Annotated in this window: 9 protein-coding genes; all 9 read left to right on the top strand. The window is 38.4% G+C overall.

What is annotated here, in order from left to right; genetic code table 11:
• The first annotated feature begins 1 nt into the window (after position 1).
• The 9 genes from PHT93_RS01040 (at position 2) to PHT93_RS01000 (ending at position 11,450) form a co-directional block, all read left to right on the top strand.
• Positions 2–1,756, top strand: coding sequence for a RagB/SusD family nutrient uptake outer membrane protein (locus PHT93_RS01040; RefSeq protein WP_300238407.1), 1,755 nt, complete (start codon positions 2–4; stop codon positions 1,754–1,756).
• Between the two features lie 28 nt (positions 1,757–1,784).
• A complete protein-coding gene (locus tag PHT93_RS01035; RefSeq protein WP_300238405.1) occupies positions 1,785–2,189 on the top strand; it encodes a hypothetical protein in 405 nt (134 codons plus the stop codon).
• A gap of 10 nt (positions 2,190–2,199) precedes the next feature.
• The gene (locus PHT93_RS01030) at positions 2,200–3,054 is read left to right on the top strand and encodes a hypothetical protein (protein WP_300238402.1); all 855 of its coding nucleotides are present in this window, start codon (positions 2,200–2,202) and stop codon (positions 3,052–3,054) included.
• 87 nt (positions 3,055–3,141) lie between these two features.
• Positions 3,142–3,735, top strand: a complete 594-nt coding sequence (locus tag PHT93_RS01025; RefSeq protein WP_300238399.1) for a DUF4369 domain-containing protein — start codon at positions 3,142–3,144, stop codon at positions 3,733–3,735.
• Between the two features lie 13 nt (positions 3,736–3,748).
• The gene (locus PHT93_RS01020; RefSeq protein ID WP_300238397.1) at positions 3,749–5,500 is read left to right on the top strand and encodes a DUF6057 family protein; all 1,752 of its coding nucleotides are present in this window, start codon (positions 3,749–3,751) and stop codon (positions 5,498–5,500) included.
• Positions 5,500–6,954, top strand: a complete 1,455-nt coding sequence (locus PHT93_RS01015; RefSeq protein WP_300238395.1) for a DUF3716 domain-containing protein — start codon at positions 5,500–5,502, stop codon at positions 6,952–6,954. Before PHT93_RS01020 ends, PHT93_RS01015 begins: the two co-directional genes overlap by 1 nt.
• 13 nt (positions 6,955–6,967) lie before the next feature.
• On the top strand, positions 6,968–8,806 hold the full coding sequence (locus tag PHT93_RS01010) for a DUF6057 family protein (RefSeq protein ID WP_300238393.1): 1,839 nt from the start codon (positions 6,968–6,970) through the stop codon (positions 8,804–8,806).
• Positions 8,748–10,217 (top strand): hypothetical protein, encoded by a 1,470-nt coding sequence (locus tag PHT93_RS01005; protein WP_300238390.1) that lies wholly within the window; start codon positions 8,748–8,750, stop codon positions 10,215–10,217. The genes PHT93_RS01010 and PHT93_RS01005 overlap by 59 nt, the downstream gene beginning before the upstream one ends.
• Positions 10,218–10,223: 6 nt before the next feature.
• Positions 10,224–11,450 (top strand): glycoside hydrolase family 5 protein, encoded by a 1,227-nt coding sequence (locus PHT93_RS01000; RefSeq protein WP_300238387.1) that lies wholly within the window; start codon positions 10,224–10,226, stop codon positions 11,448–11,450.
• The last annotated feature ends 174 nt before the right edge of the window (positions 11,451–11,624 follow it).

The following is an 11,624-nucleotide window of genomic DNA, read 5'->3' as shown; positions in this document are numbered from 1 at the left end:
TATGAAAAAGATAATATATTTTTTAGCGGCAACATTTGCTTTTGCAGGTTGTGACAGTTTCTTAGATACGGATAGCTACACGAAAAAGAACACGAGTAATTATCCACAGACTGCAGATGACGCGATCCAAATGGTTACCGGTGTTTATGCAACGATGAATAAGGCCATGGAGAACGTACAAAACACGTATTTTTATGCTGCAGAATTAGCATCTGACGATCGTTTTGGCGGAGGCGGTGAGAATGATAAAGACATGCAGGTTCTTGATCACCTGTTATACACAAACATGGATCGATTTCAGACATACTGGTCAACACGTTATTCCGGTATCAATCGCGCCAATATGGCTTTAGCTAATTTAGACAAGGTAGAAGATGAAACTTTGCGGAATCAATTAATGGGTGAAGTTTTGATTCTGAGAGCCTTTTTCAATAATGAATTAGTCGAAATGTTCGGGAATATTCCATTGATTACCAATGTCCCAGCATCCGTTGATGAAGCGATTAATTATCCGGCTCAATCTTCTACTGATGACGTCTATGCTTTTATTGCAAGTGATTTAAAGAAAGCCATCGAAATTATGCCTTCAAAGCCTTGGAGAGAAGTTGTTTCCGGACAAGGACATCTCACTAAGTGGACGGCAGAAGCCTTATTAGCACGTGTGTTTTTATTCTATACAGGTTTTTACGGAAAAGATGCACTTCCTTTAATGGCCGAAGATGGAACGATCTCGGGTTCATTAACAAAAGCTGAAGTAATTACCGGTCTGGAAGATTGTATTGCCAATAGCGGACATGACCTTGTTCCTGATTTCCGCAGCTTATGGCCATATACAAACAAGGTTTCCAAACCGGATTATCCTTACGCAAGCGATGCACCGGATTGGATAAAAGACGGAGATAATGATGAGCAGGTTTTTGCGATTAAATGTTCTCATATGGCAGACTGGAGTACAACGATCGGATATTCAAACCAATACATGTTACATTTTGCGATTCGTAGCACGGGAGCAGGTGATCAGTATAAAAAACTTTTCCCATTCGGACAAGGATGGGGAGCAGGTCCGGTAAGTCCTAAATTATGGAACGAATGGAAAGCGGCCGAGCCTACTGATATCCGCCGTGAAGCATCTATTCTTGATGGCTCTGCTACGGAAGATTATGTGTATGGAGGTGACAAACAAATGGAAGAAACAGGTTTCTGGCAAAAGAAAATCATTGCTACTACTGCAGCTAAATCACGAAACGCAGATGGTATCGATGAATTATATAATAGCTTTACCTCATCTACAGAATATTATGGTGATGGAAAAGATGACGATTTCCAATTAGGACATGAAGTAGATGTTAATGTGATTCGTTTTGCAGATGTATTGCTTATGCATTCAGAACTGACACAAACTGCTGATGGCATGAATCGTGTCCGTGCAAGAGCGGGACTTCCGGCTGTTACTTATTCTGAGCAGGCATTACGAAATGAACGTCGTTGGGAGTTAGCCTTTGAAGGAACTCGCTGGAGTGATATCAGAAGATGGGGAATCGCAACGGAAGCACTTAGCAAACAAGTGGGAAGTACGATCTGGAATCGTGGTGTAGTAACATCTATGAAAGATCAAGGTGCAGGATATGCAGCCCGTTACGAAGCCACGAAAGGTTTTATGCCAATTCCTTCAACTGAGATAGAATTGTCTGGTGGTGTATTGAAACAGAATTCGGGCTGGGATGCATCAGCCTTATTTGTAAGTTGGAATGAATAGTTCATGTTAAACTTTAAATGTAATTGTTATGAGAAAGATATTTTTTATTTATTTCGTTCTGCTAAATAGTTGTCTTATTTTTGCTTTAGAAGAAAATGAAAGTAAAAGAAACAATCATGAGATATTAAAAGAGAGCAGTAATTCCAAAGTATCCTCAGTTAATCAATCACAGATAACCCTTGCAGTAACAGCAACAAATATAGATGGTGGACAGCTTGTTTTGAGAGGAAGTAATGGGGTATATGCAATTTCGAGTAATGCTTCAGGTCCTGTAGCTTACTATACTATTAATGCAGGGACTTATACGGTTTATGATATTAAAACGTCAACTTGTGAAGGGACTATCTATGTATCGTGTAATGGAACTCAAATTAATAATGGTTCAGTTGTTACTTTTACAACAGGTGGACATATAGGTTTTTATTGTAATTAAAAATATGATTATGAGAAAAGTAGTATATTCAATATTAAGCATGTTTTTCTTGATGGTATCTTGTGACCCAATGGAAGACAGGAATACCCTATCGGGAGCATTAACCGCAGATCAGATACAGGTCACAGCAATACCTCAAGTAATTGAAGGTAAGAATTCAAACTATATTGATCTGAATAGTGATGGAGTTGGCGTACTTTCATCATGGGATTATGGAAGTGGTATAACTGCAAAAACAAAGACAACTGTTCAGTTAGTATTGCAAGGAGAAAATCAGATCAAGTTTATGGGTCGAAACCATGACGGTTCAATGATTGAGAAGATATTGACCGTACAAGTGGATACATTGATCGATGTGCCTGCTGAGTGGGGATATTTCTGTGGTTCGGGAGAAAAAGTATGGACATGGGATGATACTCAACCTGAAGACGCAAATGAGAGTACTGGCCCAACCGTTTGGGGTAATGGTGGCTACAAAGGGAACGTTACTCCCGGATGGTGGAAAGTTGGATTAGATGGGATTGATAAGCAAGCTGCCGGTGAAGGTAAAGGAGCTGAAATGATATTTGCTGTTTCCGGTTCCAAGCTAACCATAAACAAAACAGATGGTACATCCGAATCCGGAACATTCTCTTTCGATATGACCAACCAGACATTAGATGATGGTGGCGCTGTTTGGGCAAAAGGAAAGTTGAGCACAAAGACGGTAAGCATGTTATGTGGTATTGCTCCGAATGAAGGAAATGTAAGAGTGTACGAATATGATATTTTAAGTCTGGATGATGATAAAATGGCATTAGCTCGTCCTGAACCGGGACAAGGCTCTTGGGGTACTGCTTGGTTCTGGATGTTTAAAGCTAAGTAAGTGAACAATTCTGAATGTAAGAAAGAATGGCGGATCTTATGGATTCGCCTTTCTTTTTCTTTATTTTGCATATAATATGATTGGCTTATGTACAAATATGTAGGAATTTTATTTTGCATCCTTCTGTTTTCGTGTCAAAGTGAGAAGAAAAAATTTGAGATTAACGGAGAAGTTATTGGAAAAGGATATGAAAACGAGATTATTTATCTTGTACCCTTAAAAGGAGCAACTGCTGAAACGGTTGACTCTACCTACATAAAAAACGGAAGATTTCACTTTTCCGTTAGTCTTGACTCTTCGGATATTCGAATTATCAGAACAAGACCAATTCTCCGACTAAAACTTGAGGAGCTATTAGTTGTAACAGAAGCCGGAACCGTACAAGTTGTTCTGGACTCGGTTAGCCGTGCTAAAGGTACGCCTCTGAATAATCTTTTGCAGGAGTGGAAAGAAAAAAAAACCGAATCTGACAGAAAACGAAATGAATTAAGTTTCACGAGAAGCGAAAACAAAGATTCAGTAGCCTTAAAGAAGGATTTATTAAAAACAGAGCGGAATTTTTCTGAATATAATTATAGTTTTGTAAAGGAGAATAAGAACAACATAGTAGGTCAATTCGTTTTTGGAATAACTAAAGGACTCTTTTCTCCGGAAGAACTACAGGACATAGAAGAACTCTAAAGCACAGAAAACAGTGGTCGGAAATCAGGATGAAATACGGATTGGAGGATTATTTGAATTAGCATTAATACTTATACTGGGAGTTTCCTGTCTCCTGTTTTTTCTGTATGTCATTCCTTACCATCTGCTTTATGAAGAGCAAATGCAGTTATTTCTGTTTTCATCGGACTACTTTTTATCTTACTTCTCCAAGCCGGGGTGGTTAGCCTGTTATATTGGAGATTTTCTCACCCAGTTCTATTATATAAAAGGCGGAGGTGCTATCGTAATCTCAGGAGTCTTAGGTGTAGTCTTGTTGATGCTATTTCTTGTTTTTTCACGCGTAGGAAAGCGAGATAGCTGGCTATATATCGTCCTTCCCGTTCTCGCATTATGGTTCTTACATACTGAAACAAACTACAGACTTTCATCTACAATCGCATTTTTCTTAGCTCTTTTCTTTTTTTTACTCTATTCATTGATACAAAAACAACACAAAGCAGGAATAACAGGTTTACTACTTTCCATCTTTTTGTATTCATTTATCGGCAGTCATTTTCTCACATTTATCTTCCTGGTCGTTATTTTCGATCTTTCCAAACGGCGTTATTCTTCTTTTCCATATTGGCTATTCTTAGTTGTCATTGGAATATGTTGTCCTTTATTCTGCAGAGAATATTATTTATTAACTGTCAGGCAAGCTTTTCTTTATCCGATGAATACTCTTTACGGTTTTCTGCCCTCTCTTTTTTTAGTCGGTTTGTTTATGATATATATTTTATCTTCGGACAACAAATCATTTCGTTACCAACAAAAAGAATCAGGCATTCTGCTTCTGTTTACGGTCGCTTTTATGGCCGGTATATTTCTAAACATTAATCAAACCCGGGAGAAACTTCTCTCTTTAGATATTGAAACCTATTCCGAAAACTGGGAGAAAGTGTCAAGAAAAGCAGAATCTTACCAAATGAAAAATCCGGTCGCTACTTATTTTACAAATATTGCCTGGATGAAACAAGGAATACTACCGGACAAATTATTATCCTGCTATCAACCATTCAGTGAAGGAATGTTTATCCCTGTTGGTCCGCATAGTAATCCGCTTGAAATCACATTCAGTGGAGAAATCTATTATCAATTAGGGGATATGAATATGGCACAACATTCTACAATGTTAGCCATGACATTCTCTCCTCAAAGCCGAAGTGCGCGTTTAATAAAACGGTTAGCCGAAATCAATTTAGTGATAGGTGATACTGCTGCAGTAAACAAATATCTGAGGATCTTGGATAAGACCTTGTTTTACACAAGTTATGCAAGTAATATGCGAACCATAATGGAGGAAGGAGAGCAGAATCCCTGGCTTATGCAAAAACGGTCTTTGATAGCCACCTACGATACGTTGAGAACAGCCGCAGATGCTACCGCTTCCTTAACGATGTTAATAGAAAGCAATCCATCTAACAAAGCCGCATTAGATTATTTACTTTGTTATCATTTACTGAATAAAAACATTCCATCATTTATGGAGGCTTTTGATAAATGGTACAAAGAAAAAGAATATCCTCTGCCGAAATTTTATAGTGAAGCCTTGTTAATTGGCTTAGCCCAAAAGAAAGTTTCCGCCAAAACATTAGAATCTTACCATATTCCAAACGAGCTTACCGCGACTTTTATGACTTATACAAAACGTTATCAGGAAGCTGAAGGAAACGGTGTAGGTTTACAAAAGGATTATGGGGATACGTATTGGTTTTATTATCATTATGCACAAAAGAAAAAATGATGAAAAAGTGGATTATACATATACTTCTGTTTGTTTTCGTTTTCTCTGCTTGCGAACGTCCTTCTTCTATCGTAGAAAGTGATGCCCTACCTCCTATTTATCCGGATTATACGAATATTGTAATTCCCGTGAATATAGCTCCATTAAATTTTTTACTACGTGACAGTGTTGAGAGTACTGAAATAGTCATAGAAGGTAAAAATAATTCGTTCACCATGTATGAAGACGAGATCGTACAGTTTTCAGAAAAGAAATGGAAACGATTGGTTACATCAGAATCAGGGAACAAAATAACAATACGAATTACAGCCAAATCAAATGGGAAATGGATTCGTTATGCCCCGTTCTACTGGAAAATAGTTCCGGACAAGCTTGATCCGTATTTAAGTTACCGGCTAATCGAACCCGGATACGAAGTATGGAATAAGATACAACTTTGCGAACGCCGTATTGAAACATTTGACGAATGTGTTTTAGCAGACAATAACCTCACCGACGGGAGTTGCATGAATTGTCATATTTACGGAAATCAGGACGCTTCTTTATCCATGTTTCACCTAAGAGGTAAAAATGGCGGAACGATTTTAAATCGAGATGGGAAACTTCGAAAAATAAACACGAAGGCTGAAGGGCAGATATCTCCGGCAATCTATGGGAATTTTCATCCGTCCGGAAAATATGCCGTATTCTCTACGAACACGATTATCCCTGAATTTCATTCTTTAAAGAATGAAAGACTTGAGGTTTATGATACAGAATCCGATATAATTATTATTGATCTGGAATCGAACAAAGTCTTCTCTTCTCCACTCTTATCGGGTAAAGCAAATCTGGAAACATTTCCTGTATTCTCTACAGATGGAGCAAAACTTTATTTCTGTACTGCTCCTGCCGTACCTTTACCGGATAGTGTACGGTCGTTGAAATATAATTTATGCAGTATTGATTTTCACGCTTCAAACGGCAGTTTCGGAACACAGATAGACACGCTATTCAATGGCATTGAACAAAACAAATCAGTGTGTCATCCCAAAACATCGCCAGACGGACATTTTCTACTTTATACAGTAGCTGATTACGGAACCTTTCCTATCTGGCATCAGGAAACGGATCTACAAATGATTGACCTAAGAACAGGCAATATAGATTCATTGACTATTGTCAACTCTGACCGATCAGATTCTTATCATTCCTGGTCATCCAACAGTCGTTGGTTTGTGTTTGCCAGCAAGCGAGACGATGGATTATACGGGAAGCCATACTTTTGTTATGTTGACAAAAATGGAGAAGTGCACAAACCGTTCGTACTTCCACAACGTAATCCCACGAAGTATGACAATTTCCTGAAGTCTTTCAATATACCGGAACTTTCCAAAGGACCTGTTCCATTCAATGCCGTTGATATAGAAAAAATCCGCAAAGAGCAAATTGCAGAAACAGTAAGTAACCGCTAAAAGAATATTAATTATGTATAAACCATGGACAAAAATAAATGGATGGCCTTCTATATTATTAGGTTTATTGATTTTTGTTTTTTACTATTTTTACTACCCATACCATCTGCATTATCAGGAGCAGTTTCAATTGTTTCTGAATAGCTCGGAGTACTTATCGGAGCAGGCAGGAAAGCCCGGAGGTCTATCTGAATATATTGCCGGCTATTTCATCCAGTTCTTTTCATATAGATGGTATGGAGCATTAACTATGGGAGTACTACTCGGGCTTATGTCCTCTCTTATAGCAATAACGGCATTAGGGTTCGGAAGAAAAAAAGCATTTGAATTGCTTGCCTGTATCCCTCCGGTCCTATATTGGTCCCTTTTTTGCGATGAAAACTACATGCTTGCCGGACTGATTGCCTTGTTACTCTCTTTACTTCCGCTGCCTTTATATCAGAAAATTAAGTCCTATCCCTTGCGAATAAGTTATTTATTGGTGATGCTTCCCGCCTTATACTGGTTTGCCGGGGGGATGTTTATGGTATTCGGCACAATTGTTATTGCTTGGGAATTTCTGAAAACAGAAGATACAACATTAAAAAAATGGAGTGTTCTCTTCATTTCTTGTTTGCTTTTCATCGGCCTCCCCTTCCTTGCTAAATTAGTAGTAGTTCAATACCCCATAGAAAGATTAGTGAGTGGCGTTACATTTTATCGTTATCCTCAATATCCGGTATGGCCTGTTGTTGTGATTGCCTTGTCAACGGTAATCATACCGGTTCTGTTTTTTTTCATACCTGATTATGAAAAGAAACAAAGAGTCTTTGCCGTCATCTTTCAATTGGCCATAATCATTTCAGGAAGTGGGTATTTGATCAGTATGATGGTCAACAAAGAAAAAGAAGAAGTAATGACTTATGACTATCATGTCCGAATGCGGAATTGGGATAAGATAATAGAGATGGCAGACAAGAAAGCTCCCTCTTCTTCCCTCTCTGTGTCTTGTCTGAATCTGGCTCTTTGTAAGAAGGGAATCATGGGCGACCGGATGTTTCACTATTATCAAAATGGGCTTGCCGGGTTATTTCCGAGTTTTGCAAGAGATTACACTATTCCATTTATAGCCGGAGAAATCTATTACCATTTGGGGTTTGTCAATACTGCCCAACGATATGCCTTCGAAGCAATGGAAGCTCTGCCGGACTATCAAAAAAGCGTACGGGCAATCAAACGATTAGCAGAAACAAATATTATTAATGGCGAATATAACGTTGCTCGTAAATATCTGAAACTATTACAGAAAACGACTCTCTATAAGCATTGGGCAGATAAAACGATGTTGTATCTGAGCGATGAAGCAAAGATTGAAGCGGATCCCGAATGGGGTACATTACGAAAATACCGCACCAAGGTTGATTTTCTTTTCAGCGAACCTGAAAAAGATATGATGTTAGGTATTTTATTACAACAAAACCCAACTCATCGTATGGCGTTTGAATACCTGATGGCTTACTGTTTACTTACGAAGGATTTAAAACATTTCCATTCGTACTATCCTTTAGGAAAAGAAATCAACTACAAATCGATTCCTCTGCATTATCAAGAAGCGTTGATCTATATCTGGGGACTTAATCACGAGGATCCGACTAAAAACATCCCGTATCCGATTAATGACAAAATAAAAAATGATGTTCGAACATATGGAAACATCTATACCTCTCAACAAAATCCGGAGCCGATGCTGCGAAAACAGTTTTCGGGCACTTTCTGGTATTATCTCCATTTTAGAAAACATAATAAAGCAACCTATGAAGAACTATATGATGTATATGCTGACAATACTTCTCCTGTCAGCCCAGGCGTGTAATGAAGCTGTTGTTCCCACAGAAACAAAACAAGATATCCCTATTGTTTTTCCGGATTACGCGGGGGTAACAATACCTGCCAGTATAGCTCCCCTTAATTTTTCAGTTCAGGACGAATTTTCACGGATAGATGCTGTTTTTGAAGGCAGCGAGACAGGCATAATCCACATTCAGAATAAAGAAGCTATCGAAATTCCTGAAAAAGAATGGAAAGGATTATTAGAAAAAAACACAGGAGGTTCGTTGAAGGTTACTGTTTCCCTAAAAAAAGAAAAAGGCTGGATACAATATGCTCCTTTTAGCATTTATATCAGCCCCTACCCGATTGATTACGGTCTGGTTTATCGTTTGATTGCACCGGGATATGAAGTATATAGTAAAATGGGAATTTATCAACGAACCCTTTCTGACTTTACACAAACAACCCTGATTGAAAATACAATTCTGCCTGCAAGTTGTGTGAATTGTCACTCCTTCAATCAGAATAATCCGAAATATATGAATCTGCATATACGTGGAGAATTTGGCGCAACAATGTTATCTGTAAATGGTAACACCGAGTTATATACGACTAAGACAGAAGAAACGCTGTCCAACTGCGTTTACCCATACTGGCATCCTTCAGGTAAATATATTGCTTATTCGGTAAACAAAACGCAACAAGGTTTTCATGAAATAAAAAACAAACGAATAGAAGTTGTCGATCTGGCTTCTGATCTTGTGGTTTATGACATCGAAAAAAATCAACTATTCTCCAGTCCGTTACTAAAAAATGATTCGGTATTTGAAACTTTCCCGGCATTTTCACCCGATGGCAAAAGCCTTTATTTCTGTTCTGCTGATTATAAGACTTTGCCGCTGGAATATGACCAGATTAAATACAGTCTTTGCCGGATTGATTTTAATCCGGAAGCGGGAGGTTTCGGACAGGTAGTGGACACGTTGGTATCAGCCTCAACCACCAATAAAAGTGTTTCATTTCCGCGTCCTTCCTTCGATGGTAGATATCTGATGTACACCTTATCAGATTATGGTAATTTCTCCATCTGGCATAAAGAAGCGGATCTTTGGTTGGTCGATTTACAGACAGGAACGACCAGAGAGCTAACGGAAGTAAACAGTAATGATGTAGAAAGCTATCACAACTGGAGTAGTAATTCACGATGGTTTGTATTCAGCAGTCGCCGGTTAGATGGCCTATATACGCGTCCTTTTATTGCCTCGATCGACGAACAAGGGAATGTATCAAAACCATTCCTTTTACCTCAAAAAAAGGTATCTCATTATGACAATCTGCTTCAATCGTTCAATATTCCCGAATTTGTAACATCCCCTGTTTCATTTGATATTAGAACTGTTGAGAAAAAAGCATTAAAGAAAGAAAGAACACCGTTTGAATTCAGAAAGAATTGACATATTATGAACATAAACTTCACAAAAAACAGAGCATTCTTTACCCTATTCCTGATAACCCTGTTATTCTTATTCGGCAGATGTAGCAGTGATAATGAAAACAGAGTGCAGGAGGAAAAAGAAGAAGAAGAAAATATAGAAACCTTACCTCCTGATAAACAGGGTATGGAAAGTGATTCGCAGGAGCTTGCTGAGAATATAGTTTTAGGATGGAATGCCGGAAATTCGTTGGAAGTACCGCTTAGTAATGGCGGGGAAACGGGCTGGGGAAATCCTAAAATTTCAAAGGATTTAATTACGGCTGTAAAAAAGGCAGGATTTAACGCTATTCGTATCCCATGCGCGTGGAACAGTTATCTGGAGGAAGGCAGTGAATATCGTATCAGAACGTCCTGGATGGAAAGAGTAAAAGAGGTTGTAGATTATTGTATTGAGAATGACATGTATGTGATACTAAATAGTCATTGGGATGGCGGATGGTTGGAAAATAATCCCACCTATAGTCAGCAAGCGATAGTTGTAAAAAAACAAAAAGCAATCTGGAAACAGATAGCGACAGCCTTTAATGATTACGATGAGCGATTACTTTTTGCCGGAACCAATGAGGTACATGTATCTAATGTCTATACCGCTCCTACCAAAGAAAACAACGAAGTCCTGCAATCCTACAACCAAGCGTTTGTTGATGCTGTCCGTGAAACAGGAGGTAAAAATACCTATCGCCATCTGATTGTTCAGACTTACAATACCAACATCCAGTTTGGGATTGATTATCTTACAATGCCGAGCGATCCGACTCCCAATCGCCTGTTTGTGGAAGTACATTATTATGATCCGTATGACTTTGCGTTAAATGAAAACAGCGATATTTATTTCTGGGGCAAGCCGTATAGCCAATACGGAAAAACAGACAGTTGGGGACAAGAAGATTTTCTGGAAGAAATTTTCGCGAAGGTAAAACAACAGTTTACCGACAAAGGATACCCTGTTATTCTGGGAGAATACGGAGCCATCCGTCGTCTTTCCCTAAAAGAAAATACACAAGAGAATCATTTAAAATCAAGAGCTTACTATCTCTCAAAAGTAACAGAGATTGCTAAGAAAAACGGATTGGTTCCTTTTTATTGGGATAATGGGCATGCCGGAGACAATGGTCTGGCGTTATTCAATCGTTCGGATGCCACTTTGGTAGATAAACAAGCCATTGACGCTTTATTGGAAGGAGCAAAATAAGACCTGCCTACCTTTGCTGTCAAACAGCAATAGAATAAAGAAAAAAATATAAAGGTTATTTTTCCAATTATAAAGGTTATTTTTGGAAAAATATCCTTTATATTTTTACGCCTATTTTTACTTTGATTTTCAAAGACAAAAAAATGGACTTTTTTAGGGACTATCAGACCTTGT

Origin of the sequence: Massilibacteroides sp. (genome assembly GCF_028705895.1) — a bacterium.
In the GTDB taxonomy this organism is placed as follows: domain Bacteria; phylum Bacteroidota; class Bacteroidia; order Bacteroidales; family Tannerellaceae; genus Massilibacteroides.
The sequence above is the reverse complement of the archived record's forward strand: the minus strand, read 5'-3'. Positions and strand labels throughout refer to the sequence as shown.

What these genes read in the sequence shown, in the direction of transcription:
- PHT93_RS01040 (WP_300238407.1), top strand. Translation starts at nt 2, where the DNA reads ATGAAAAAGATAATATATTTTTTAGCGGCAACATTTGCTTTTGCAGGT.
- PHT93_RS01035 (WP_300238405.1), top strand. Translation starts at nt 1,785, where the DNA reads ATGAGAAAGATATTTTTTATTTATTTCGTTCTGCTAAATAGTTGTCTT.
- PHT93_RS01030 (WP_300238402.1), top strand. Translation starts at nt 2,200, where the DNA reads ATGAGAAAAGTAGTATATTCAATATTAAGCATGTTTTTCTTGATGGTA.
- PHT93_RS01025 (WP_300238399.1), top strand. Translation starts at nt 3,142, where the DNA reads ATGTACAAATATGTAGGAATTTTATTTTGCATCCTTCTGTTTTCGTGT.
- PHT93_RS01015 (WP_300238395.1), top strand. Translation starts at nt 5,500, where the DNA reads ATGAAAAAGTGGATTATACATATACTTCTGTTTGTTTTCGTTTTCTCT.
- PHT93_RS01010 (WP_300238393.1), top strand. Translation starts at nt 6,968, where the DNA reads ATGTATAAACCATGGACAAAAATAAATGGATGGCCTTCTATATTATTA.
- PHT93_RS01005 (WP_300238390.1), top strand. Translation starts at nt 8,748, where the DNA reads ATGAAGAACTATATGATGTATATGCTGACAATACTTCTCCTGTCAGCC.
- PHT93_RS01000 (WP_300238387.1), top strand. Translation starts at nt 10,224, where the DNA reads ATGAACATAAACTTCACAAAAAACAGAGCATTCTTTACCCTATTCCTG.